Origin of the sequence: Rhizobium sp. ZX09, assembly GCF_017357485.1 — a bacterium.
Lineage (GTDB): Bacteria > Pseudomonadota > Alphaproteobacteria > Rhizobiales > Rhizobiaceae > Agrobacterium > Agrobacterium pusense.
The window spans coordinates 1,745,660-1,771,371 of sequence record NZ_CP031364.1; the positions used below are offsets into that span (position 1 = coordinate 1,745,660).

Annotated in this window: 19 protein-coding genes; 6 read left to right on the forward strand and 13 right to left on the reverse strand. The window is 60.7% G+C overall.

Translation table 11 applies throughout. The features are described from left to right. Window positions 1-117 precede the first annotated feature (117 nt). Genes BTN45_RS22670 through BTN45_RS22680 form a run of 3 tightly spaced genes read left to right on the forward strand, consistent with a single transcriptional unit; the run spans window position 118 to window position 5,586 of the window. On the forward strand, window positions 118-882 hold the full coding sequence (locus BTN45_RS22670; RefSeq protein WP_207591200.1) for an ImuA family protein: 765 nt from the start codon (window positions 118-120) through the stop codon (window positions 880-882). Beyond that, a complete protein-coding gene (locus tag BTN45_RS22675; protein ID WP_207591201.1) occupies window positions 797-2,314 on the forward strand; it encodes a DNA polymerase Y family protein in 1,518 nt (505 codons plus the stop codon). The genes BTN45_RS22670 and BTN45_RS22675 overlap by 86 nt, the downstream gene beginning before the upstream one ends. Further along, on the forward strand, window positions 2,311-5,586 hold the full coding sequence (locus tag BTN45_RS22680) for an error-prone DNA polymerase (RefSeq protein ID WP_207591202.1): 3,276 nt from the start codon (window positions 2,311-2,313) through the stop codon (window positions 5,584-5,586). Before BTN45_RS22675 ends, BTN45_RS22680 begins: the two co-directional genes overlap by 4 nt. Window positions 5,587-5,615: 29 nt before the next feature. Here the strand turns inward: BTN45_RS22680 and BTN45_RS22685 are convergent, their stop codons facing one another. After that, window positions 5,616-6,554 carry an AraC family transcriptional regulator gene (locus tag BTN45_RS22685; protein ID WP_035208187.1) on the reverse strand — a complete coding sequence of 313 codons (939 nt, stop codon included), beginning with the start codon at window positions 6,552-6,554 and terminating at the stop codon, window positions 5,616-5,618. Window positions 6,555-6,737: 183 nt separating this feature from the next. On the opposite strand from BTN45_RS22685, the gene BTN45_RS22690 reads away from it, so the two are divergent. Beyond that, window positions 6,738-7,955 (forward strand): MFS transporter, encoded by a 1,218-nt coding sequence (locus BTN45_RS22690; RefSeq protein WP_207591203.1) that lies wholly within the window; start codon window positions 6,738-6,740, stop codon window positions 7,953-7,955. Between the two features lie 66 nt (window positions 7,956-8,021). Here BTN45_RS22690 and BTN45_RS22695 read toward each other — a convergent pair whose 3' ends face one another. From BTN45_RS22695 to ytfQ, 5 genes are all read right to left on the reverse strand, one after another. After that, window positions 8,022-8,756, reverse strand: coding sequence for a FadR/GntR family transcriptional regulator (locus tag BTN45_RS22695; RefSeq protein ID WP_207591204.1), 735 nt, complete (start codon window positions 8,754-8,756; stop codon window positions 8,022-8,024). Window positions 8,757-8,773: 17 nt separating this feature from the next. Beyond that, window positions 8,774-9,754, reverse strand: a complete 981-nt coding sequence (gene yjfF / locus BTN45_RS22700; RefSeq protein ID WP_207591205.1) for a galactofuranose ABC transporter, permease protein YjfF — start codon at window positions 9,752-9,754, stop codon at window positions 8,774-8,776. Continuing rightward, window positions 9,751-10,794 (reverse strand): ABC transporter permease, encoded by a 1,044-nt coding sequence (locus BTN45_RS22705; protein WP_207591726.1) that lies wholly within the window; start codon window positions 10,792-10,794, stop codon window positions 9,751-9,753. The genes yjfF and BTN45_RS22705 overlap by 4 nt, the downstream gene beginning before the upstream one ends. Next, window positions 10,794-12,317, reverse strand: a complete 1,524-nt coding sequence (locus tag BTN45_RS22710) for a sugar ABC transporter ATP-binding protein (protein WP_207591206.1) — start codon at window positions 12,315-12,317, stop codon at window positions 10,794-10,796. The genes BTN45_RS22705 and BTN45_RS22710 overlap by 1 nt, the downstream gene beginning before the upstream one ends. Window positions 12,318-12,615: 298 nt before the next feature. Continuing rightward, window positions 12,616-13,581: a galactofuranose ABC transporter, galactofuranose-binding protein YtfQ gene (gene ytfQ / locus BTN45_RS22715; RefSeq protein ID WP_034498148.1), complete on the reverse strand. Its 966-nt coding sequence runs from the start codon at window positions 13,579-13,581 to the stop codon at window positions 12,616-12,618. A 519-nt stretch (window positions 13,582-14,100) separates the two neighbouring features. Between ytfQ and BTN45_RS22720 the strand changes: the two genes are divergently transcribed. Beyond that, window positions 14,101-15,912: an IlvD/Edd family dehydratase gene (locus BTN45_RS22720; protein ID WP_207591208.1), complete on the forward strand. Its 1,812-nt coding sequence runs from the start codon at window positions 14,101-14,103 to the stop codon at window positions 15,910-15,912. Window positions 15,913-16,084: 172 nt separating this feature from the next. Here BTN45_RS22720 and BTN45_RS22725 read toward each other — a convergent pair whose 3' ends face one another. The 7 genes from BTN45_RS22725 to BTN45_RS22755 all read right to left on the reverse strand — a co-directional run bounded on the left by BTN45_RS22725 (window position 16,085) and on the right by BTN45_RS22755 (window position 22,572). Continuing rightward, complete coding sequence (locus BTN45_RS22725) at window positions 16,085-16,273, reverse strand: hypothetical protein (protein ID WP_207591210.1); 189 nt, start codon at window positions 16,271-16,273, stop codon at window positions 16,085-16,087. Window positions 16,274-16,437: 164 nt separating this feature from the next. Then, window positions 16,438-17,556 carry an aminotransferase class V-fold PLP-dependent enzyme gene (locus BTN45_RS22730; RefSeq protein WP_207591212.1) on the reverse strand — a complete coding sequence of 373 codons (1,119 nt, stop codon included), beginning with the start codon at window positions 17,554-17,556 and terminating at the stop codon, window positions 16,438-16,440. Between the two features lie 9 nt (window positions 17,557-17,565). Beyond that, on the reverse strand, window positions 17,566-18,345 hold the full coding sequence (locus BTN45_RS22735; RefSeq protein WP_207591214.1) for an ATP-binding cassette domain-containing protein: 780 nt from the start codon (window positions 18,343-18,345) through the stop codon (window positions 17,566-17,568). Beyond that, window positions 18,342-19,142: an ABC transporter ATP-binding protein gene (locus BTN45_RS22740; protein ID WP_207591216.1), complete on the reverse strand. Its 801-nt coding sequence runs from the start codon at window positions 19,140-19,142 to the stop codon at window positions 18,342-18,344. Before BTN45_RS22740 ends, BTN45_RS22735 begins: the two co-directional genes overlap by 4 nt. Further along, complete coding sequence (locus BTN45_RS22745; RefSeq protein ID WP_004438917.1) at window positions 19,139-19,969, reverse strand: ABC transporter permease; 831 nt, start codon at window positions 19,967-19,969, stop codon at window positions 19,139-19,141. The genes BTN45_RS22740 and BTN45_RS22745 overlap by 4 nt, the downstream gene beginning before the upstream one ends. After that, window positions 19,966-20,955, reverse strand: a complete 990-nt coding sequence (locus BTN45_RS22750; protein ID WP_207591218.1) for an ABC transporter permease — start codon at window positions 20,953-20,955, stop codon at window positions 19,966-19,968. Before BTN45_RS22750 ends, BTN45_RS22745 begins: the two co-directional genes overlap by 4 nt. A 9-nt stretch (window positions 20,956-20,964) precedes the next feature. Next, complete coding sequence (locus tag BTN45_RS22755) at window positions 20,965-22,572, reverse strand: ABC transporter substrate-binding protein (RefSeq protein ID WP_207591220.1); 1,608 nt, start codon at window positions 22,570-22,572, stop codon at window positions 20,965-20,967. A gap of 579 nt (window positions 22,573-23,151) precedes the next feature. On the opposite strand from BTN45_RS22755, the gene BTN45_RS22760 reads away from it, so the two are divergent. Continuing rightward, complete coding sequence (locus BTN45_RS22760) at window positions 23,152-25,647, forward strand: DNA translocase FtsK (RefSeq protein WP_246751752.1); 2,496 nt, start codon at window positions 23,152-23,154, stop codon at window positions 25,645-25,647. Window positions 25,648-25,712 lie beyond the last annotated feature (65 nt).

A 25,712-nucleotide genomic window follows, 5' to 3' on the forward strand; every position in this document is an offset into this window, starting at 1 on the left:
TCCTCTCTTCCCGTACAAACTGGTGAAGAGCGCCAACCTGTTGCTTGACTCTTTGCGGAAATAGGAACAAAACAAGAACAATAAAGATGAATAACCGGAATTGAAACCTGTCATGCCATGCAAAAGCGCGCGGATCAGTTGCTCGTTGTCGAAGAGCTGCGTGAAAGGCTGGAAAGGATCGGTGGCGGCCCTGAGCGGCTGCACGAGACCTTGCCTTTCGGCGTTGATGCCATCGACCATCACCTGCCGGGAGGCGGGCTGAAGCTCGGCTGCCTGCATGAGCTGAGCGGCGGCGGCAATGGCGCTGCCGATGGTGCGGCGGCCGCTCTCTTTGCGGCCGGGGTGGCAGCAAGGATTGCCGGCAAGGTTTTATGGTGCGTCACCCGGCAGGATCTGTTCATGCCGGGGCTGACACAGGCTGGCCTGTCGCAGAACCGGCTCATCATCGTTGAATGCCGTGATGAGAAAGGCGTGCTTGACTGTTTCGAGGAGGGCTTGCGCTGCAATGGTTTCGGCGCGGTGATGGGCGAAGTGGCGAAACTGCCGATGAACGCTTCGCGGCGGCTGCAACTGGCGGCGGAAACTTCCGGCGTGACCGGCATTGCCATCCGCCGCTTCCGGCGTCCGGCCGATGCGGCGCTGTTCGGCGAACCGACGGCGGCCGTCACCCGCTGGCGTATTTCCGTGCGGCCCTCGTCACCCCTGCCGGTGCCGGGGGTGGGCAGGTCCCGCTGGTTTCTTGAGCTTTTGCGATGTCGCGGCGGCGAAAGCGCCGAATTTGAAGTGGAAGCCTGTGATGCAAAGGGTCGTCTCGCTCTACCTGCCGACATGGCCGACGGATCGTTTCCGGCGTCTGTCGGGACAGAACGCGCCGCCGGTTGAAAAGCCGCTGGTCATGATCGGCCGGCAGGGCAGCCGCCGGCTGGCGCTGGCGCTCGACAAGGCCGCGAAGGCGGCGGGCATCCGGCCTGGCACGCCGGTCAGCAAGGCGCAGGCGCTGGTGCCCGGCCTTCTCGTGGAAGATCTGGATGCGGTTGGAGATGCCCGCGCCCTTGAGCAGCTGGCCTTTCATTTCCTGCGCATTTATGCCCCCATCGTCGCCGCCGATGCGCCGGACGGGCTGGTGCTGGACACGGCGGGTGCAGATCATCTGCACGGCAATGAGATGCTGATGCTGAGCGGCATGGTCAACCGCCTGCATGCCGCAGGCTTCGCCGCCCGCGCCGCCATTGCCGATAGCTGGGGTGCGGCCCATGCACTGGCGCGTTTCGGCTGCGAGCAGATCAGCATCATACCGCCGGGTGGGCAACGGGCGGCGATCAGCAGCTTGCCGCTTGCCGCGCTGAGGCTGGAGGACCGCATCGTTTCCGGGTTGAAGGTGCTCGGCTTTCGCAGCATCGGTGAGCTTGCCGAATCCCCGCGCGCGCCGCTCACCTTGCGCTTCGGCCCGGAAGTCGTCCGTCGTCTGGCGCAGGCTTTCGGAGAGATCGGCGAACCCATAGAGCCGGTGCGCGTGGCCGAACTGGTGGAGGTGCGGCGCGCCTTTCCAGAGCCGATCGCAGCGGCGGAAACGATTGCCCGTTATACACAAAAGCTGGTCACGGGGCTTTGCGCCGCGCTGGAAAGGCGTGGTCTCGGCGCCCGCCGGGTCGATCTGGTGCTGCACCGTGTGGATAGCGGCCTGCAGGCGATCAGGGCGGGCACATCAAGACCGGTGCGCGATGTCAAGCAACTTGTCCGGCTTCTGACTGACCGTATCGACACCATCGATCCCGGCTTCGGCATAGAGATGATGGTGCTCACCGCCACCCATGCCGAACCGCTTGTCGCCGCGCAGGCCAGATCCTCGCTTCTGGAAGAAGGGCGTGCGGACATCGCCGATACGGTCGATGTCATCCTCAATCGCGGCCACAGGGTCTATCGTTATGCAGCGGTGGCGAGCGACGTGCCGGAACGCTCCGTTGCCCGCATTGCGGCACTTGCCACTGAGGATACGCTCGGCTGGCCCGGCCACTGGCCACGCCCGGTCAGACTGCTTGCAACACCTGAACCCGTTGAGACAATGGCGCTCCTGCCGGACCATCCGCCGCGTTATTTCATCTGGAAAGGCATACGCCACAATGTGCGCCGTGCCGACGGGCCGGAACGGGTGTTTGGTGAATGGTGGAAGCGTGACCGGGAAAAGGCCGCCGTGCGCGATTATTTCACGGTGGAAAATGAAAGCGGCGAACGTTTCTGGATTTTCCGCTCCGGTGACGGCGAACATGCCGAGACGGGATCGCAGGGCTGGTTCATCCACGGGGTCTTCGCATGAATACGCCGCGTTATGCCGAGCTTCAGGTCACCACGCATTTTTCCTTTCTGCGCGGAGCGAGCTCCTGCGACGAATTATTCGAACAGGCAAAAATTCTCGGCATCGAGGCGCTGGGCATTGTCGATCGCAACAGCCTTGCAGGCATTCCCCGCGCTTATGAAGCAGCCAATAATCATGGCATCCGCCTTGTCATCGGCTGCCGGCTCGATCTGGATGACGATCTATCCGTGCTTGTTTATCCCATGGATCGCCCCGCTTACGGCAGGCTTTGCCGGCTGCTTTCCGTGGGCAAAAAAAGGGGCGGCAAGGGCAAGTGCAGGCTGACATGGGACGATCTCGTCACCTATGGCGAAGGGCTGATCGTGGTGCTGCTCGCCGATCTGGCCGATGATCTCTGCGCGCTCCGCCTGCGGCGGCTGAAAGCCGCTTTTGCGGACAGGGCCTATATGGCGCTCAGTCTCAGGAGGCGTCCCAATGATCAGATGCGGCTTTTCGAACTCTCAGCTATGGCCGACGCGGCTGGTGTGCCGACCGTGGTAACCAATGATGTGCTGTTTCATGTGCCCGAACGGCGCATGTTGCAGGATGTCGTCACCTGCATCCGTCACAATTGCACCATCGACGAGGCCGGTTTTCGCCGCGAGCGCCATGCCGATCGTTATATGAAGCCGCCGCAGGAGATGCACCGGCTGTTTGCCCGTTACCCCGAGGCGCTGGCCCGCAGCCTCGAAATTACAAAGCGCTGCAAGTTTTCACTGAAGGAACTGGTCTATCAATATCCCGAGGAGCGCAGCTTGCCGGGGCTGACGGCGCAGCAGGCGCTGGAGAAGATGGTCTGGGAAGCGGTGCCGAAACGTTATCCGCATGGCGCCCCTGAAAAGGTGGAAAAGGCGCTGCACCACGAGCTTGGCCTAATCGGCAGGTTGGAATACGCCCCTTATTTCCTGACGGTGAATGCTATCGTCCAATTTGCCCGGGGGGAGGATATTCTCTGTCAGGGACGCGGCTCGGCGGCCAATTCGGTGGTGTGTTACGTGCTCGGCATCACCGCCATCGATCCGATGACGGTCGACCTCCTGTTCGAGCGTTTCGTTTCGGAAGAACGGCGCGAACCGCCTGATATCGACGTGGATTTCGAACATCAGCGGCGTGAGGAGGTCATTCAGTGGGTTTATAAAACCTATGGCCATGACAAGGCGGCGCTTTGTTCGGTCGTCACCCGTTATCGCGGGCGAGGGGCGTTACGCGACGTCGGCAAGGTTTTGGGCCTGCCGGAAGACTTGACGAAACTTCTTTCGTCGCAGGTCTGGCGCTGGAGCGAGGGGGTGGGTGAAAAGCAGGTGAAGGAACTGAACCTCAATATGGAGGATCGTCGCCTGAAGCTTGCCTTCGAATTGGCTAACCAGCTTGTGGGCACGCCGCGCCATCACAGCCAGCATCCGGGCGGTTTCGTCTTGACCCATGACCGGCTGGACGAGCTGGTACCAATCGAACCCGCCGCCATGGACAAACGGCAGATCATCGAATGGGATAAGGACGACATCGATATCATGAAGTTCATGAAGATTGATTGTCTGGCGCTCGGCATGCTCTCCTGCATGAAACGCGGTTTCGATATGCTGGAGGCACGGACAGGAGAGAAATACGATCTCGCCACCGTGCCACAGGGCGACGGTCCCACCTACGCCATGATCCAGAAGGCCGATACGCTGGGCACCTTCCAGATCGAAAGCCGGGCGCAGATGTCGATGCTGCCGCGCCTGAAACCGGTAAAATTCTACGATCTTGTCATTCAGGTCGCCATTGTTCGCCCCGGCCCCATTCAGGGAGATATGGTGCACCCATATTTGCGACGCCGTAACAAACAAGAGGATGAGCATTATCCGAAAGAGGAGCTGAGGAGCGTACTGGGCAAAACGCTGGGCGTGCCGCTGTTTCAGGAACAGGCCATGAAGATTGCCATCGAATGCGCCGGTTTTTCACCCGGTAAGGCGGATCAGCTGCGTCGCGCCATGGCAACCTTCAAGAATGTCGGCACCATCTCCAAGTTCAGGCAGGATCTGATCGATGGAATGGTGGAGCGCAAGTATGACAAGGAATTCGCCGAGCGCATCTTCAAGCAGCTGGAAGGTTTCGGCAGTTATGGTTTTCCCGAAAGCCACGCGGCTTCCTTCGCGTTGATTGCTTATGCCTCCTCATGGCTGAAATGCCATCATCCCGATATTTTCTGTACTGCCCTTCTCAACTCGCAGCCGATGGGATTTTACGCTCCGGCGCAGATCGTGCGTGATGCGCGTGATCATGGCGTGGAAGTACGCCCGGTCTGCGTCAATCACAGCCGCTTCGATTGCACGCTGGAACCCACGGGAGAGAAAGATGCGCGTGGCAAAGAGCGTTATGCCGTGCGGTTGGGTATGCGCATGGTGAAGGGGCTCTCCAATGATCATGCTGCCGATATAGTCAATGTCAGGCAGGATAGGCCTTTTGTCTCCGTGGATGATCTGTGGCGAAGGGCGGGTGTTCCGGCCGCCGCCCTTGTCTGTCTCGCCGAAGCCGATGCCTTTCTGCCGTCGCTTCGCCTTGCCAGACGCGAGGCGCTCTGGGCCATCAAGGCCTTGCGGGATGAGCCGCTGCCGCTTTTCGCTGCCGCTGCCATCAGGGAAAATGCCGTTATCGAGGAGCTTCAGGAACCCTCCGTCATGCTCCGCCCCATGACTGACGGTGGCGAGGTTGTGCAGGATTACGGTCATGTGGGATTGACGCTGCGCGAACATCCCATGACCTTCCTGCGGCGCGATCTTTCCCGTCGCCGCATCGTCACCTGTGCGGAGGCGGTGCGCGTTCGGGACGGAACATGGCTGGAAACGGCCGGGCTGGTGCTGGTGCGCCAGCGTCCCGGCTCGGCAAAAGGCGTTATCTTCATGACGCTGGAGGACGAGACGGGTATCGCCAATGCGGTGCTGTGGGTCAAAACTTTCGAAAAATACCGCCGCGTGGTGCTGTCGGCCGGTATGGTCGGCATTTATGGCAAGATTCAAAGGGAAGGCGAAGTCGTGCATCTGGTCGCCCACCGGCTGACCGATCTGTCACAGGCGCTTGCTAGTGTGGGCGAGCGCAACCACGCGTTTCCGCTGCCGCACGGGCGTGGCGACGAGTTTCACCATGGCATGCCACAGGAGGATCACCGCACCATCAGGAAAAGACCGCCGCCGGCCACCCATGATGAAGATGCGGTGGAGCGGATAAAGGTCATTTCCCGTAATTTCCACTGAGTCCGCGGTTTCCGCCGAGAGGGCGCGTCTTAAGCCGCGTCCTCCAGCCCTGCCGCATCTTTCCTGCGGAACTGGCTGGGTGGTGCGCCGATTACCCGTTTGAAGGCGCGACTGAAAGAGGCCTCGGAATCGTAACCGAGCTTTTCGGCCGCCAGCGTCACCCGCATGCCCTCTCGCAGCCACAGCCGCGCCTGATGCATGCGCACCCGCACCACATAACGCGCGGGGCTTTCTCCTACCACGCGGGTGAAACGTTCCGCGAAACTTGAGCGGGATGCGCCCATCAGGGAGGCGAGTTCTTCCACGCTCCAGTCCTTTTCAGGATTAAGATGAATGGCGGCGAGCACGCGGCCGAGTTCGGGATTGCGCACGGCGGCAAGCCAGCCGCTGGAATCGCCGCAGCCATATTCCACCCACGTACGGATCAGCGTTGCAGTCAGCACATCGGCCAGCCGTGCCAGAATGCCACCCGCGCCGACGCGGTTCAGCTCGACCTCCCGCGTCATGGCTTCCAGAAGATGCGGAATGGCCGGATCGCTTTTGGCCAGATCGCTGGTCAGCATCACGTCAGGCATCAGCTGCAGCAGCGGATGCAGGTTATCCATGTTGAAACGCATCGAAGCGGTGAAAGCCACGGTATCGCCACCCGCACTCGCGCACTCCATGTCGAAAATGCCCTGGCACACTTCCTTCTTGCCGAACCGGTCGAAGGGGGAAGGGGCCACCTTTTCACCGCTCGCCAGCACATGTGCATGCCCGCGCGGCAGAAGCACGGCGTCGCCACATGTCAGGGTCAGCCATTCACCCGAGGGTTTTTGTAATTTCGCATGCCCCACGCCGATGAAATGAAACCGCGCCGCCTCCTGTTCGGGAAAAGCCGTCGCCCAGGGGGTGGCCATGCGGCAGCGGCCATATTCCACACCGTCAAGCCTAAGGCCACGCAACATTTCCGTCAGGGCATCGTTCATGGTATCTCGCATATTCGGACGATTGGTTAAGGAATACGGATTTTCTAGCATGGAAACGCCGGGCTGTCACGCTTAGCCTGCTTGCATCGATTTGCAGTCGTCGAAGCAGGGCTCCCAACCGGCTTCCTCGCCTTGCCTTTCCGTTTCACGACGCGTTCCGGGAATGCGCATCAGGAGATTTTCATGAATAGCCGGACCACAAACGAACTGGAATATACGCCGCGCAGACAGGAGCCGGATGCGAAATGGGCCGCTGTGGTTTCACTTTCGCTCGGCGTTTTCGGACTGGTAACGGCGGAATTCCTGCCCGTCAGCCTCCTGACGCCGCTATCGGCCGATCTCTCCATTAGCTCCGGCATTGCCGGACAATCCATAACCGTCACGGCGCTGGTCGCGGCGGTTGCAGGTCCGGGTGTCGTCATCGGCACACGCGGCATTGACCGGCGCTGGACCCTGCTCGGGTTGACCACGCTGCTGATCATCTCCAGCACGCTGGCCGCCTTTGCCAATGGGCTTTTCATGCTCTTTGCCTCGCGCGTCCTGCTGGGCATCGGTCTTGGCGGCTTCTGGGCCATGTCGGCGGCGCTTGCGTTGCGGCTCGTGCCTATTGAAAAAATGCCACGCGCCATGGCCATCATCCTTACCGGGGTCTCCGTCGCAACCGTGTGTGCGGCACCGGTGGGCGCGTGGATTGGCGCGACGCTCGGCTGGCGATCGGCCTTCGTCGTTGCCGGCGTGCTCGGCGTCATTGCGCTCGCCGTGCAATTGCTCACCGTGCCTTCGCTGCCGCCGGCCGGTGCCCCCGGCCTTTCCACCATGTTCCGGCTGCTTCAGCGAACGCAGGTCCGGATCGGTCTTTTGACGACGCTATTTATCGTTGCGGGCCACTTTGCCGGCTTCACCTATGTCCGACCGTTCCTGGAAGACGTGCCGCAGCTTGGCGTGGAGGCGATTTCGCTTGTTCTGCTGATTTACGGTATCGGCGGTTTCTTCGGCAATCTTTTCGGCGGTTTCCTTGCCGAAAAGAACACGGCCTGGGCGGTGACCTTCGCCGCGACGCTGATCGCCGCATCGGCTTCCATCCTGGTGATTGCCGGCGCATCTCCCGTTGTTGCGGGCCTTGCCATCGCCTCCTGGGGTTTTGCTTTCGGCGCATTGCCCGTCAGCGTGCAGAGTTTCATCACGCGTGTTGCCTCGGATGAGGCCGAGAGTGCGGGTGCGCTGCTGCTTACGACATTCCAGATCGCTATTTCCAGCGGTGCGGTTCTTGGCGGCCTGCTGATCGATCTCCAGGGCGCAACCATGGTGTTCGTCTTCGTGGCCATCGCAGCCCTTCTCGGCGCCTCGCTGATGGCGTCGCGGCGCGGCGTGGTGCCGCAGGTAGAGGCATCGCAGGGCTGAGGACCTGGCGAGAGGAATGGGCCTGCATTCTTGTGGGCCCGCCTTCACTACGACCGGTTTCGGGTTTCAAACCGTCTTGATCGCCTTCTGCGTCCGGTCCTTGCCCACTTCGATCACATGCCGCATGGCTTTCACCGCGGCATCCGCGTCCCGCGCCGCGATGGCGTGGACAATGCGAAGGTGGTTGGATGCGATCTCGGCGATGGTGTCGGGCGAGGCGGCCGGTGACGAAAGCTGGAATGAGATGGCAAGCGCCGCCTCGATCAGCCCGCTTGCCGAACGCATGAAGGGATTGCCGGACATATGCGCGACGGCAAGATGGAACTCGAGATCCACCTTGGCGATGCTTTCCGGCGTATGCTGCGGGTTGTCGAATTTTGCGGCGATGACGTAAAGCGAGACAATGTCTTCATTGGAGGCCTGGAGAGCTGCTGCCGCCGCCGCCGCCGGCTCCAGCGCCAGCCGAATTTCAGCCAGGTGTTTCACAAATTCCTGGTCGATGCCGGCTTCACAGCGCCAGCCCAGCACATCCGGATCAAAGAAATTCCAGCTCGAACGGTCGAGCACCCGGGTGCCCACCTTCGCCTTCGGTTCCACCAGCCGCTTGGCCGCCAGCGTCTTCATGGTTTCGCGCAGCACCGTGCGCGAGACGCCGAAACGCAGGGAGAGCTCCGCATCGTTGGGCAGCAGAGAGCCTTCGGCGATCCTGCCCGAGACGATGGCGCTGCCGAGTTCGGAAACCACATGCGCGTGGCTGTTCCGGCGTTTTCGCCCGCTAATCGTCGTTTCGAGCAGCCCCAAGCAAGCCTCCGTTTGCGTTATGCCGGATGCGGTCCGGCCAGTCTCCTGTTTGAATACCAGATGATTGCGCGCTGCAACACGATGAACACGAAAAGCAGCACGCCGATGACGATTTTCGTCCACCAGGAGGACAGGGTTCCATCAAAAACGATGTAGGTCTGGATCAGGCCCTGGATCAAAAGCCCGACAAAGGTTCCCGCAACCAATCCCGTGCCGCCGGTCAGAAGTGTACCGCCGATGACCACGGCAGCGATCGCGTCCAGCTCCACGCCCACCGTCGCCAGCGAGTAACCTGACGAGGTGTAAAGCGTATAAACGATGCCAGCGAGGCCGGAGAGAAAGCCGGAAAGTGCGTAGATGCCAATGGTGGTGGTCCCGATCGGCACGCCCATCAGCTCGGCAGATTGCGGATTGCCGCCCAGCGCATAGACATTGGCACCGAAGCGGGTGCGGCTTGCGATCAGCATGCCGGCGGCGAAGACGATAAGCATGAGCATGGCGAGCGCCGTCAGCCTGCCGCCGCCTGGAAAGCGGAAATAAAAGCCCTGTATCGCATCGATGAAAGGATGTGAGATCGGCACCGACTGGGTGGAGATCAGATAGGCAGCTCCGCGCGCCAGGAACATGCCCGCGAGTGTCACCACAAAAGGCGGAATGGACAGGAAGCGGATCATCGCTCCCATCAGGCAGCCAAACAGCGTGGAAATCAAAAGCACGATGGCGAAGGCAAGCAGCGGATGGATGTTATAGGTGCCGACCAGGACGGCCACAAAGACGCTGGTGAAGGCAATGACCGAACCAATCGAGAGATCGATGCCGCCTGACAGGATGACGAAAGTCATGCCGACGGCGGCTATGCCGAGAAAGGCGTTGTCGGTAAGAAGATTTCCGATCACCCGCGTCGAGAAGATCGCCGGATATTGCATCACGCAAAGAAGATAGGCGACGACGAAAATCGTCAGCGTGGTGAGGAAGGGCAGGTTGCGGCTGTGGATCATCGCGCGGTTCCTTCCTTGGTCATACCGTTGGTGGTGGCGGGTTTGGCGTGCTGCTTTGGCGCTTTCACGAAACCGAGGACGGCCATGATCGCCGGAGATTGCAGCGTCAGCACCACCATGATGATGCCGGCCTTGATGATGAGGTTGAATTCCGGCGGAAAGCCCGAGACGAGGATGCCGGTATTGATGGTCTGGATGATGAGCGCGCCGATCAGCGATGCGGTGATGGAGAAGCGGCCACCATTTAGTGAAGTGCCGCCGATGACCACCGCCAATATGGCGTCCAATTCCAGCCAGAGGCCGGCATTGTTGGCATCCGCACCACGAATATCCGCTGTCACGATCATGCCGGCGATCGCCGCGCAAAGACCGGAAATGGCATAGACGAAGAACAGCAGAAAGCGCGCCCTTACACCGGCAAGAGCCGCTGCGCGGCGATTGATGCCGGTCGCTTCGATCAGGAAACCGAGTGCGCTCTTGCGAACGAGAAAGCCTATCAGGAGCGCGGCCGTTACCCAGATGATGACGGGCAGGGGCACACCGGCAAATGCGCCGGAGCCGATCGCGGAAAAGCTGTCATTGTTGAACGTGAGGATGACGCCCTCGGTGATGAGCTGCGCGATGCCACGCCCTGCCACCATGAGGATCAGCGTGGCGATGATGGGCTGTATGTCGAGAAGGGCAACCAGCACGCCGTTCCACAGGCCACAGACAATTCCCACGCCAAGCGAAATGGCGATGACGGCGGGAATGGAATGTCCATTGCTGATGAGCGTGGCGGCGACGGCACCGCAGATGGCGATGACAGCACCAATGGAAAGATCGATGCCCTTGGTCGCGATGACCAGCGTCATGCCGATGGTGAGCAGCGCCACGGGGGCGGCGCGCACGAGAATATCCACCAGACTGCCATAGAGCCTGCCATTTTGAAACGACACATTGAGGAAGCCGGGCGAAATGATTGTAATCGCTGCGAGAATGATGAAAAGCGCAGCAAGCTGCGGTGCAAGTCTTCTAAGACGCCGATTGACTGCCGTCATCATGCCGCCTCCGTTCTGGCCGCATCTGCGATCGCACGCATGATATTGTCAGCCGTCACTTCGCCGCCTTTCAGTTCGCTGACATGCCGGCGGTCGGAAAGCACGACGACACGATGCGCCACGGCGGTGAGTTCTTCCAGTTCGGAGGATATGACGACAAGCGACATGCCCTCGCTGCAGAGTTTTTCGATCATTTTGAGAATTTCCGCGTGGGCGCCGATATCGATGCCGCGTGTCGGCTCGTCGAGGATCAGAAGCCGGGGATGCGTGGCCAGCCAGCGGGCCAGGATGGCCTTCTGCTGGTTGCCGCCGGACAGGAACTTGATCGGCCGGTCGGGGTCGGACGGGCGGATATCGAGGGATTTGATGAAACCTTCCGCCAGCTCCGCCTTTTGCCGGCGCGACAGCGGCCGCGCCCATCCCTGCCGGGCCTGAAGGGCCAGCGCGATGTTGTCGGTCACGGAGAAATCACCAATGATGCCGTCCGTCTTGCGTTCTTCGGGGCAGAAACCGAAACCGGCCGCAATCGCCGCCTCGGGAGAAGAGATCGTCACCGCCTGCCCGTCGATCGTGGCTTTGCCCGTGTCGGGGCGGTCTATACCGAAGAGCAGGAATGCCGTTTCGGTCCGGCCGGAACCGAGAAGCCCTGCCACGCCGACGATTTCCCCGGGGCGTATCCCGAGATCGAAGGGAGAGACGCTGCCGCGTTTGCCATAACCTTCGAAGCGAATGCTTGGCTCGCCTTCGGCGATTGTTTCTTCGGTCGCCTGATGGTCATGGGTGATCTGTTGAAGTTCCCGGCCGAGCATCATCGATATCAACTCGCAACGCGGCAGGCTGCCGATTTCGCGTGTGCCGACAAGCCGGCCGTTGCGCAGCACCGTCACCCGGTCGGCGATATCGTAGACCTGATTGAGGAAATGAGTGATGATTACGATACCGATACCGCGCGCCCGCAGCTTTTTGAGTACTCCGAACAGCATTTCAACCTCATGAGCGTCGAGGCTGGCGGTCGGTTCGTCCAGCACCAGCACCTTGCCGGAAAGATCGACGGCGCGGGCGATGGCGATGATCTGACGGATGGCGACGGAATAGCTGGAGAGAAGGGCGTTGACGTCAATGGAAAGGCCGTACTGGGCAAGCAGCGCCTGCGAATTCTTTTGCATCGTGCTGCGGTCGATCAGCCCGAAGCGCCGCGGCTGGCGGCCAAGGTAGAGGTTCTCCGCAACGGTGAGGTTTTCGAGAAGGTTGACCTCCTGATAGACGGTGCCGATGCCAAGGGCCTGCGCCTCACCCACATTGGCGGGCGAGATTTCGCTGCCTTCCAGAAAGACTGATCCGCTGCCGCGGCTGTAGACGCCGGTCAGGATTTTGATCAGCGTCGATTTTCCCGCGCCGTTTTCGCCGAGCAGGGCATGGATTTCGCCGTGCCCAAGCGCAAAGTCGACGCCATCCAGCGCCGTGATCCCCAAAAAGGATTTGCCGATGGCGCGTGCTTCCAGAAGTGGTGCCGTTTCGGACATTGAGCAGTTTCCGTATTGCAATGGGTTTTGGTAGAGCAATCGGCAGGGAGCGGCTTATTTCTTCTCTCCGCCGGGGAGAAGGTGGGCCGAAGGGTCGGATGAAGGGGCAAGCTCTTCTGACATCTCCAGGCTTGCCCCCTCATCCCGCTGCCGCGGACTTCTCCCCGGACGGGGAGAAGAAACAAGTGGCATGCGCTCGCTCCATACGAGATCATTCTGCAGACTGGATCGGAGAGGTTTCGCTCTCCTCAACAGAAAGAGACGGCGCAATCCACGCGCCGTTTCTGCAAGGAATGGCTTAGTAACCCAGGCCCTTCTTCGCCTCGTAGACCTTCATCGGGTCGTCAGATGCCGTGTAGAGCTTGGATTCGGTCTGAATCCACTTCGCCGGAGCCTTCTTGTCTTTCAGATAGGCTTCGAGCGCGTCGAATGCCGGGCCGGCCATGTCGGGCGTCAGTTCCACGGTGGCGTTGGCTTCACCGGCTGCCATGGCCTTAAAGATGTCAGGCACGGCGTCGATCGACACGACCTTGATGTCGGTTCCGGGCTTGAGACCGGCTTCCTTGATCGCCTGGATCGCGCCAACGGCCATGTCGTCATTGTGGGCGTAGACGGCACAGATGTCCTTGCCGCCGCCTTCGGCCTTGATGAAGCTTTCCATCACTTCCTTACCCTTGGTGCGGGTAAAGTCACCCGTCTGCGAGCGGACGATCTTGATATTGGCGTGCGAAGCGATGGCTTGCTCGAAGCCCTTCTTGCGATTGATGGCGGGCGAGGAGCCGGTCGTGCCCTGCAATTCCACCACCTTGCAATCCTTGGAACCGACGTCCTTCACCAGCCAGTCACCGGCAACCTTGCCTTCGTGGACCTGGTCCGAGGTAACTGCGGTCAGGTAAAGATCATCGGGAGCCTCGATCTGGCGATCGAGCAGGATGACAGGGATTTTCTCTTCCTTGGCTTCCTTCAGGACAGCATCCCAGCCCGTTGCGACGACCGGTGCAATCAGGATTGCGTCGACGCCCTGCGCGATAAAGCCGCGAACGGCCTTGATCTGGTTTTCCTGCTTCTGTTGCGCGTCGGCGAACTTAAGTGTGACGCCGCGCTTCTCGGCCTGCTGTTTGGTAACGGTGGTTTCAGCCGCGCGCCAGCCGGATTCCGAACCGATCTGCGAGAAGCCGACGGTAAGCGATTTGGCGGAAACACTTGATGCAAGGCACAGCGAAACGGCGACAGTAACTGTCGCGAGAGCTTTTCTCATCTTAATCCTCCCAGAGATGATGTCAGCGTGACGCGATCACTATGAGCATATAGTAATACTCTTGAAAAGCGATTTTTTAGCCTTTCCGCAATTTGGCTTCGGTGAACTGCGGTGAATTTTCGCCATAAAATACTATGAATCAATGGGTTGAACGAAAGAAAGCCCCATTTTTCCGCTCGCGGAACTGGCTTGACGTGGCCTCAGAGGCGACTTGACAGAAGGCGATTGTCTCTAATAGTAATACAAATAAAGAGACTTTATAAAAGGCGGAGCGCGGAGCCGAAGAGCTAGCCGCATTCCCGAAAGGCATGGGAGGGAGAGGCCGTTGCGCGACACCGGTATCACCATAAATACCGAAAAATATTCGGCTAAATCCGAAGAACGGCTTCAGGTCACTCGTCTGGCGCTGCTCTGTCGGTTATGCGTGTTCTCCGAAAGCTGATTCCATTTTCCTTGCGCACAACATAAGCTTGTCGCATTTCGTAATATTTTACCGTTGGCCACTTCCGGCTGGAGACCTGCATCATGACTACATCCGACAAACTGCCTGCAACACAAGGCAAGCTTCGCTCACGCGCCTGGTTCGACAACCCCGCAAATGCGGATATGACCGCGCTTTATCTCGAGCGTTACATGAACTTCGGTCTGAGCCAGGCCGAGCTTCAGTCCGACCGCCCGATCATCGGCATCGCGCAGACGGGTTCGGACCTTTCTCCTTGCAACCGTCACCATCTGGAACTGGCAAACCGCCTGCGCGAAGGTATCCGTGAAGCTGGCGGCATCGCCATCGAATTTCCGGTTCACCCGATCCAGGAAACCGGCAAGCGGCCGACCGCAGGTCTCGACCGTAACCTCGCCTATCTCGGCCTCGTGGAAGTGCTTTATGGCTATCCGCTCGACGGCGTCGTTCTGACCATCGGCTGTGACAAGACCACGCCTGCCTGTCTCATGGCGGCGGCCACCGTCAACATTCCGGCCATCGCCCTTTCCGTCGGCCCGATGCTGAACGGCTGGTTCCGCGGTGAACGCACCGGCTCCGGCACCATCGTCTGGAAGGCGCGTGAACTGCTGGCGAAGGGTGAGATCGATTATCAGGGCTTCGTCAAGCTTGTCGCTTCCTCGGCTCCGTCGACCGGCTATTGCAACACCATGGGCACGGCGACGACCATGAATTCGCTTGCCGAGGCGCTGGGCATGCAGCTTCCCGGCTCCGCCGCCATCCCGGCGCCTTACCGTGATCGTCAGGAAGTCTCCTACCTCACCGGTCTGCGTATCGTCGAAATGGTCAAGGAAGACCTGAAGCCATCGGACATCATGACAAAGGATGCGTTCATCAACGCCATCCGCGTCAACTCGGCGATTGGCGGCTCCACCAACGCGCCGATCCACCTGAACGGCCTTGCACGTCACGTCGGCGTCGAGCTGACAGTGGATGACTGGCAGACCTATGGTGAAGACGTACCGCTGCTCGTTAACCTGCAGCCGGCCGGTGAGTATCTCGGCGAGGATTATTACCATGCCGGCGGCGTTCCTGCTGTCGTCAACCAGCTGATGACCCAGGGGCTGATCATGGAAGATGCCATGACGGTCAACGGCAAGACCATCGGCGAAAACTGCCGTGGCGCGATCATCGAGGACGAAAAGGTCATTCGCCCCTATGAACAGCCGCTCAAGGAGCGCGCCGGCTTCCGCGTTCTGCGCGGTAACCTGTTCTCCTCCGCCATCATGAAGACGAGTGTGATTTCGGAAGAGTTCCGCAACCGTTACCTTTCCAACCCGAACGATCCCGAAGCTTTTGAAGGACGTGCCGTGGTGTTCGACGGTCCGGAAGACTATCATCACCGCATCGATGATCCGTCGCTGAAGATCGACGCCAACACCATGCTGTTCATGCGCGGTGCCGGCCCGATCGGTTATCCCGGCGCGGCAGAAGTCGTGAACATGCGCGCTCCGGATTATCTGCTGAAGGAAGGCGTCAACTCGCTGCCCTGCATCGGCGATGGTCGTCAGTCAGGCACTTCGGGCAGCCCGTCCATCCTCAATGCTTCCCCTGAAGCAGCAGCAGGTGGCGGCCTTGCCGTTCTGCAGACAGGCGACCGCGTCCGCATCGATGTGGGCCGCGGCAAGGCGGATATCCTGATTTCAGGAGAAGAGCTTGCCAAGCGTTATGAAGCGCTGACGGCTCAGGGCGGTTACAAGTTCCCTGACCACCAGACGCCATGGCAGGAAATCCAGCGCGGCATCGTCAGCCAGATGGAAACCGGCGCGGTCCTGGAACCTGCCGTGAAGTATCAGCGCATCGCCCAGACCAAGGGCCTGCCGCGCGACAACCACTAACAGCCATCACAAGACTATGCGGCCCCGAGGACAACCTCGGGGCCGCTTTCGTTTCTTTTAACGGTAAACTAGAAATATTGAGGTCTACGGACCGACCAACGCTATCACGCGCCCCGCATCATGATGCCACGGAGGGTCAATGTGTCGATGGCTTGGAGCGTGCGGGAGACGCTCAGATCACGGGGTAAAGCGACCAGAAAAACAGTTCATATTCCTGATCGCGATCGTCATCTTGCGATTCGTCGTCGGGTCTGCGCGGTGTTTTGTCCTGAAACTCGGTCTCCACCCGCTCATTGACGACGGGCATCCTTCGGCCGATGCCGAAGAGGTCAAAGGAGAGCATGTTGAACCCTGCTACCATGGCCGTTTCCCTTCTTCATGCGAGTTAACGTAGCGTTAAGTTTCGCGCGTTACCATGATTTCGTCAAGATTGGCGGAGGAATTTGTCTACCATTTTTAACAACAATGTCGTGAGCGGCGTTCCATCGCGAGCGGATTTTGCGCAATGAATGTTCTTCGACACCGTCAAGCGCCATCCGCAGGTGCGTCTGAATAGGTTTTTTCTGCGGCTTCCAGCGCGAAATCGGTATTTGCAGCGTGGCCGAGGCTTTTCAGGGCGCCGGAGAAGGCCAGGATATTGGCTTTCACCGCATCCCGATGCGCTCTCCGACCGGTGTGATTAAGCCTGATCAACCGTTCCGCGCCGGGGCCGACGCCACCGGAAATGTCCGCTCCTTGCTTCTGGGACACAGCCGCGAGGAATGCCCTGGCTTCGAGGGTATCCGGCAGGATCGCCGTGGAAACGAGGGCGGAAGCGTGCGCCTCTTCCACCCAGGTTGGAATGCCAAGCGCCCTGAGGCCGTTTCGGGTGGCCGTCGCTGCTGTTTTGTGGCGTCGATTGGCGGATGCCAGCCCTTCTGACTCGATCCTGTCGAGGGCGGCCTCCAGCGCGTAAAACTCCAGCGGGGCGGGCGTTCCGGGCAGTGCGCCGCGACCGGCATCGAGCCAGAGTTTTTTCTGGTCCATAAGCGAGAGCATGGAGTTGTCAGGAGCGCCGTCATGCGAAAGAAGCGTCCAGGCCCTTTCGCTGACGGAAATGGCGGAAATGCCGGCCGGGCCGGCCAGCGCCTTTTGCGGGCCGATGACGGCGATATCGATACCTAAACGGTCGACGTCGAAAGCATGTCCGCCAATGGACGCGACGGCATCCACAAGGGTCACGATGCTCCGTTCCCGGGCGAGCGCGGCGATGGCGGGCAGGGGGTTGAGGATGCCGCTTGCCGATTCCGCGTGGACGATGGCGAGAAGGTCGAAATCCGGCCCTTCGTCCAGCGCCCGTTCCACTTCCTCCAGGGTGACCGGCCTTGCCGGGCTGGCGGTCAGATTGCGCACGGTCGCGCCGCCCTTTTCCAGCCAGCCGCCAAACCACGTACCATAAGGGCTGGTGACAATGTTGAGCGCTTTCAGGCTTGGTCGCGCAAGGCTGGTGGCTGCGGCTTCGAGCGCCAGCACGGCTTCCGCCTGTATCAGCAGCACGTCGTTGCTTGTGCTCATCAGCGCGGCCAGCCGGTCGGCAAGGGCAGCATAACGCTCGGCAGGAAAAGCGGGTGGGTCGAGCAGCAATGCATAATCCGGAGCGTGCATGTCTTTTCCTTACGTGGTGATGGTCAGGCGCGGTGCGGCGTCGATCAGGGTTCTGGCGGTCGAGGATTGCGGCGCCGAGACGATATTTCCTGTCCGGCCGATTTCAACGATCCTTCCTGCTTCCATGATGGCGACGCGGTGGCAGACGGCGCGAATGACCGCGAGATCATGGGAGACGAAAATACAGGAAACAGCCGTCTCGCGCTGTATTTCCACCAGCAGTTCAAGGATTTGCCGGCGAACCGAAACATCGAGCGCGGAGACGGCTTCGTCCAGGATGAGAAGCGACGGCTTGAGCGCAATCGCCCGTGCGATCCCGACGCGCTGCCTTTGGCCGCCGGAAAGCTCGAAGACCGAGCGGCCGGCATAGCTGGCGGGCAGGCCAACGCGGTCGAGAAGGCGGCGGACTTCCGCCGCACGCTCGCGTCTTGCGACTGTGCGATGAATGCGCAACGGTTCGCCGATGGCATCTTCGACGCTGGCGCGTGGATTGAAAGCGCCATGCGTATCCTGAAACACCATCTGCATGTGCTGGCGGGCGGCGCGAAGCTTGCCGCCGTCCAGTGTCAGCCAATTGTGGCCTCTGAAAAGGATCGTGCCTTCGTCGGCCGGAATCAATCGCATGAGAATGCGCGCAAGCGTGGATTTTCCGCAGCCGGAGGGACCGGCAAGTCCCAGCGTCTCACCGGGCCGAAGCGAAAAAGAGATGTCGGAGAGCGCCGCCACCCTTCTTGCGCCGGTGCGGTAGGTCTTGGACAAGCCGTCGACGGTGAGCAGGGCATCGTTCATGACGCGGCCTCGCTGACCAGCGGCGGCGTGGACAGATCGAGGTAATCGGCAAGCAGCGCACGCGTATAGTCATGGACGGGTGCGGACAGCACCCGCCTCGTCGGGCCATGTTCCACCAGCAATCCCGCGCGCAGAACGGCAATCTCGTCGGCAAGGCTGGATGCAAGGCCGATATCATGGGTGATGAAGACCAGCGTCTTGTTTTCCTGCCGCACCAGATCGTCGAGCAGCGTGGCGATGGCGGCCTGGCTAACCGTATCGAGCGCGCTCGTGACTTCATCGGCAATCAGGATTGAAGGACTGGCTGCAATGGCGGCGGCAATCGTCACGCGTTGCCTCTGGCCGCCCGAGAGCTGGTGCGGATAGGCCCGGACGAGGTGGGAAGGGTGCGGCAGCCGAACCCGCTCCAGAAGATCGCGGGCAAGATCGCGCGCTTGCCGCCATGAGAGGCCTAGATGCCGGACAGCCCCTTCCGCCACCTGTTCGCCGATGGCGAGAACCGGATTCAGCGTTGCGCCGGTGTCCTGAAAGATCGTGCCGATATCCCGCCCTGGCAGCGGCCTGCCGTGGAACAGGCTGTCGCGACTCCACGAAATATCACCGGAAACCTTCGCATGTCCGGGAAGAAGCCCCGCAATCGCCTTGCCGAGCGTCGATTTCCCCGAGCCGCTTTCGCCGATGATCGCCAGCCTCTGGCCTTGCCGGATCGTCAGCGAGACATTCTGCAACGCCGGCGCATCTCTTGCCGCATACCAAACGCTGAGGTCGTCGATCCGGCACAGTGCATTTCCGCTCATGGCGCTCGCCTCCCTGTCGCCATCGCCTTGTTGATGCCTTCACCAAGAAGATAAACGCCGAGAACCGTAACCAGAAGGCCGATGCCGGGAATGACCGACAGAAACGCGGCCGAGCGAAGGACATTGCGTCCTTCTGCGATCATCGAACCCCAGGTAACGATATTGGGATCGCCGAGCCCGAGGAAGGATAGGGCGGCTTCGGTCAGAATGGCCGCGGCGACGATGATGGCGGCAAGCGCCATGACCGGCGGCAGGGCATTTGGCAGGATCTGCCTGAATGCGATCTCAAGCGGGTGCATGCCGATGGCGCGGGCGGACTGAACATAATCGCGCTCGCGGATGCTCAAGACCTGCGCCCGCATCAACCGCGCCGGATCCGCCCATGCGCCAAGCGCAATGGCGAGTATGACAATCGGCATGGAGGGGCCGATTGTACTGACGAAGGCTAGCGCTAGCAGGAAGTTCGGGACGATCTGGAAGGCGTCGGTGACGCGCATCAATGCTTCGTCCACAACGCCGCCGGCAAATCCGGCAATGGTGCCGATGACGGTGCCGATAATCAGCGCGGCTGCGGCGGCGCCTATGCCGACGAGCAGGGAGGCCTGCGCACCATGGGCGAGCTCGGCCAGCACGTTGCGGCCCAGCCGATCGGTGCCGAGCGGTAGGGCCGCATCCGTAAAAGGCGTAATCAGCGGTTCGCCAACGATGGCCAGCGGGTCACCTGGAAAGACGGCGGGTGCGGCAAGCGCCGTCAGGGAAAGCAGCACCAGTATGACGGTTCCCGTCATGCCTTCGAAACTGCGCAGGAGCCGGAAAGCGAAACTCATGCGCCTTGTTCCCCGCTGCCAATGCGCGGATCGAGCACGGAATGGACAATGTCGACGGAGAGGTTGACGAGGATGACAAAAACCGCGCTCGTCAGGATGATGCCCATCAACAACGGGGCGTCTCGGCCAGTGACGGCCTCCTGCGCCAGCCGGCCAAAACCGGGAATGGCAAAAACGCTTTCGATGACCACGCTGCCGCCCAGCATGGTGGCCGCCTGCAGGCCAAGCACGGTGACAAGCGGCAGGGCGGCGTTGCGGGCGACGTGGCGTAGCACGATCCGTCGTTTTGAAAGCCCCTTGGACTGGGCGAAGAGCACGAAATCCAATGGCCAGATCGCCGCCATGGCGGTGCGCATCACGCGCAGGAAAAGCGCAAGATAGATCAGCCCGAGACTGGCGACCGGCAGCACGAGATGGCGGCCGATATCAACCGCCCTCGCCATGCCGTGCTTGCCCGAAGCGATGGTTTCGATGCCGGAGGTAGGCAGCCATCTGAATTTCACCGCAAAGACGATGGCGAGCACGAGCCCAAGCCAGAAGCCGGGCGTGGCGTAAAGCGCGAGTGAGAGTGTGGAAAGCGCGCGGTCTGTCGCCCCGCCCGGACGCGCGCCCGCCACGATGCCGAGTGCTGTGCCGAGGATGAAGGCGAGCGTTGTCGCACTGCCCATCAGAAGAAGCGTGTTCGACAGCCTTTCCAGGATCAGCCCCAGCACAGGCCGGTCAAAGGCAAGCGACCAGCCGAGATCAAGCCGCAGCACCGAACTCGCATAGAGCCAGAAACGGGCCAGCACGGAGCCGTTCAGACCATATTGTTCACGCAGCGCATCGCGCAGCCCGGCATCGCCGCCGCCGATGGAAACGAGATAGGCGTCGACCGCGTCACCCGATGCGTTTTCAAGCAGCAGGAAGGTGAAGACGAGCACGATAAGCAGCACCGGAATGGCGGTGAATGCCCTTCGCCGCAGCAATTTCGCCGCACGTCTCATGGTGTTGCCTCAGGTATCCACCGCCGTATCCGCCCAGTTGGACACCGCCCACCGAGGATTACTGGCGACATGTTTGACCGTATCGCGCGCCACAGTGATGAAACCCCACTCGGCGACGTTGATCAGCGGCAGATCGGCCGTGACCTGCTTCTGGAAGTCCTTGTAAAGCGCCGTGCGCGCGGCGGCATCCACTGTTATCGCCGCCTTGTCGATCAATTCGTCCAGCGTCTTGTTCTCGTAGCCGCCCTGATTGGAGAAGCCGACGCCGGCCGGAATGCCGGAACGGACCAGAATCGTGGTCGATATTGCCGGATCACCGCGGAACACCGGCGGCGCGATGGCGAGATCGAAGGCGTGGTCGGTGTAAACGGCCTTCTGGTGCGCCGCGGCGTCATTGTTTACCAGTTCTGCATCAATCCCGATTTCCTGAAGCGCCTGCCGCAGATAAGAACCGAATTGGCGGGTCTCATCGAAGTAGGGCGCGGGCAGAAGCTTCAGCGAAAAACGTGTTCCGTTCGCACCTCGCGGATAACCCGCCTCATCCAGAAGAGCGTTGGCCCTGGCGACGTCGAAATCATAGGTCTCAACGTCATCAGTGTAAAATTCCGGCGCATTCTTCGGTACGGGGCCGGTCGATGCAGTGGCGTAACCGAGAAAGACCTTGTCGATGACGAATTTCCTGTCGATGGCGTGCGCGATCGCCTTTCTGACTCTGAGATCCGCCAGTTCCTTGCGGCGATGGTTGATTTCCACCACCAGCTGATAGGTCAGTGCCTCATAGCCATCCGCAATAACCTTTATGCCGGGCTCCTTGGCGATGCGGGCGAGATCGGCTAGCGGCACGGCTGAAAACGCGGCAAGCTGGATTTCTTCGGCCTCCAGCGCAGAGGCCGCGCCGGCCCGATCGGGAAGGACGCGATAGATGATTTCCTCGAGCTGCGGCTGACCCTTGCCCCAATAGTTCGGGTTCCGCGTCAGGCGGTAATATTCGCCAGGTTTATATTCGGAAAAGACAAAAGGCCCAGTGCCCACCGGTTTAGTATTGGCCGGATTTGTGGCGATGTCGGTACCTTCATAGAGGTGTTTCGGCACGACGCTGGTAACCACCGGCAGCGCATTGCGGATGAGCTGGAACGGCGTGGGTTTGGAAAAGCGGAAAATCGCCGTGTGGTCATCAGGCGTTTCCACCGTCTGGAGATTGGCAAAGACCAGCCGCCCGAGATTTTGCAGCGGTTTCCAGACGGAAAGCGCCGAAAACGCAACGTCCGCCGAGGTGAATGGCTTGCCGTCATGCCATGTCACACCCTCGCGCAGCTTGAAGGTGGCGCTGAGCCCGTCATCGGCTCCCTGCCATTCCGTCGCAAGTCGCGGCTCCAGCCCGTCGGTGCCGTTAAAGGAGGCCTCGGCCAGGGGCTCGACGATCTTGCTGGCGATGTAAAACACGCCGTTGGAGGCAACGATGGCCGGATTGAGGTTTTTCGGTTCCGAATCGGCCGCGACGATCAGTCGCCCGCCAAATTTCTCCTGTGCGACGGTAATTCCCGCCAATCCCGTGGTTGCGGCCAGCACGAGCGAGGTCTTGAGAAGCGAGCGGCGGGAAAGCTGGACAGGCGACATGAATTTCACTCCGGAATGAGGGCGAGGCGGGCTTTTCCGCTTGGCCCGCGGCGCGCCGATCTTAAGGCTGCAACCTCGGCAGTGTCCACGTTAATTCGCGCCCTTTACAGCAATGATTTTACGTTGCGGAGAGCTTTGCGGAAACAATATGCCCCGTCTCGGAAAATTCGGTTCTCCAGTCCGCCATCAGCGGCGAATTCACGGCGGAAAACTCGACATAACCGAATGAAACCAAGCGTTTGATATGTGTTTTGCGAGGCAGCGGATGGCGCTGCGAACCTGTGGAGCGGTTGAAAATCCGTCGGTACGACCCCGTTTGGAAAGGGGTAATTAACCTTTATTTTTTATTTCAAGGAGACCGAAATATGTACGTTTATGATGAGTGTGCACGCTGCCATGAGCTTCTCCCGATCCAGATTTCAGAATTCGTCCAATAGCGTAGGGGAGGGGAGCGAAAACGCCCGTCATGCAGGTGTCCAGACGCCTTCGGGGCAGCGGACGATCGTGACGGCTGCAGGTGCAGCGCCGCGGCAGAATGCTGACGTGATCGCAGCCGATGCCATCGAAGGCCGTGCCGAGATGCCCGGGTGGCAGAATGCCTTCGTGCTTGGCCCGAATGTCCGCTTTACCCGCACGCCGGAGAGCGTCTTTAACCGGCGTATGCCGGTGGAGACGCCGAATATCCCGGACGAGGAGGCGCCCGCTGCCTCCGTACCGGCTGCCGCAGAGCCCGAGACGGCGGTTCGCCAGGATGCGCCGGCACCCCAGCCCGCCGAGAAGCCGGCCGAGCAACGCATTGCGCCGCCGCGCATGCCGTTTCTGCCGCAGCCGCCCGACGCGCGCGGTGCTCGCGCCTTGACTTACAAATTGCGGCTGGAGCTTGCCCGTAAACAGGCGGAAGAGGCTGCCGCAGCCGTGCGGGATCCATCTTCATCGACGTCTGCCGCGCCCGATGCGGAACCCGCAGCGCCGCAGACGATTGAGCCGCAACCTGCCGCGCAGCCGGAAGCTGAGACGCAGACTTCCATTCCCGCCTTTGCCGCCCATCTGCCGGATGAGCTGTTCTGGGAAGTGATGACGCTTGATCTGCCCGGCGATGCGGCTGAAGCTCTTACCGCCGAGGTGCGGAGCGCATTTTCCGTTTCGGCGCCCGCAGCTCCGGCGCCTGTAAACACCGTTCTGACAGGGCCTTCATCCGCAATGGCTGTCGCTCCCGTCTCGCCCGCAGCCGCCCCGGTCATCCTTTCGGCCGAGCCACCGGTTGTCACCGTACCCGGCGGCAACGCCATCCGGCTCTATCGGGAAATCGGCGTGCGGCAGGCATTCATTCCAGCCGCCGGCGTGGCTCCCGAACAGGAGTTCACGTCGCAGCCGATAGCGGAAGCTGCCATGGCTGTCGCGCCGCAGCAGCTTGCTGAGCAGATTCAGCCGGTCGAAAGGATCGTTGCCGAGCCGCGTTTTACGCCGCGAGCGCCTATCCAGTCCTCTCAGCCCATGTTCCGTGAAGCACCTGTCTTCGCCGATGGGGAATATGAGTATCCTTCGATTGACCTCCTGCAGGAAGCCCGCGTCCAGCAGACCACGACCATGACACCGGAAGCCCTGGAACAGAGCGCCGGTCTACTCGAAAGCGTGCTCGAGGATTTCGGCATCAAGGGTGAGATCATCGATGTCCGTCCTGGTCCTGTCGTCACGCTCTATGAATTCGAGCCCGCCCCTGGCGTCAAGTCCTCGCGTGTCATCGGTCTCTCTGACGATATCGCGCGCTCCATGTCGGCGCTCTCGGCTCGCGTTGCGGTCGTGCCCGGCCGCAATGTCATCGGCATCGAGCTGCCGAACCCGGTGCGCGAGACGGTTTACCTGCGCGAACTGATCGAGGCGCAGGATTACGCCGAGACACGCCAGAAGCTTGCCCTTTGCCTCGGCAAGACCATCGGCGGCGAACCGGTTATCGCCGAACTTGCGAAGATGCCGCACCTTCTGGTGGCCGGTACCACCGGTTCGGGCAAGTCCGTCGCCATCAACACCATGATTCTGTCGCTGCTCTACCGCCTGAAGCCGGAAGAATGCCGCCTGATCATGGTCGACCCGAAGATGCTCGAGCTCTCGGTCTATGACGGTATTCCGCATCTCCTGACGCCTGTCGTCACCGATCCGAAAAAGGCGGTGATGGCGTTGAAGTGGGCGGTGCGTGAAATGGAAGACCGCTACCGCAAGATGTCGCGTCTCGGCGTGCGCAATATTGATGGCTACAATGCAAGGGCCGCTGCTGCCCGTGCTAAGGGCGAGACGGTGTTCTGCAATGTCCAGACCGGCTTCGATCGCGCCACTGGCGAAGCGGTCTATGAGCAGGAGGAAATGGACCTGACGGCGATGCCTTATATCGTTGTCATCGTCGATGAAATGGCCGACCTGATGATGGTCGCCGGCAAGGAGATCGAAGGTGCGATCCAGCGTCTGGCGCAGATGGCGCGCGCCGCCGGCATCCATCTCATCATGGCAACCCAGCGTCCCTCGGTCGATGTCATCACGGGCACGATCAAGGCCAACTTCCCGACCCGCATCTCCTTCCAGGTCACCTCGAAGATCGACAGCCGCACCATTCTTGGTGAGCAGGGGGCGGAGCATCTGCTCGGCCAGGGCGACATGCTGCACATGATGGGCGGTGGCCGCATCGCCCGTGTTCACGGCCCCTTCGTGTCCGACGAGGAAGTTGAAAAGGTCGTGGCGCATCTGAAGACGCAGGGTCGTCCGGAATATCTGGGCACGGTCACGGAAGATGCCGAGGAAGCGGAAGAAGAGGCGGAAGAGGATACGGCTGTCTTCGACAAGACCTCGATGGGCGACGACGACAGCGATGACCTCTATGAAAAGGCCGTCAAAATCGTGATGCGCGACAAGAAGTGCTCGACCTCCTATATCCAGCGCCGCCTTTCGGTGGGCTATAACCGCGCCGCCTCGCTGGTGGAGCGAATGGAGCAGGAAGGCATTGTCGGACCTGCCAACCATGTCGGCAAGCGCGCCATCATCGCCGGCGAGCGCGACTCTTACGATGCGATGGGCTCCGACGACTGATCATCGCGTCACCAAATGAACGAAAGGGGAGATGTTGCAAACAACATCTCCCTTTTTCTTTCTGT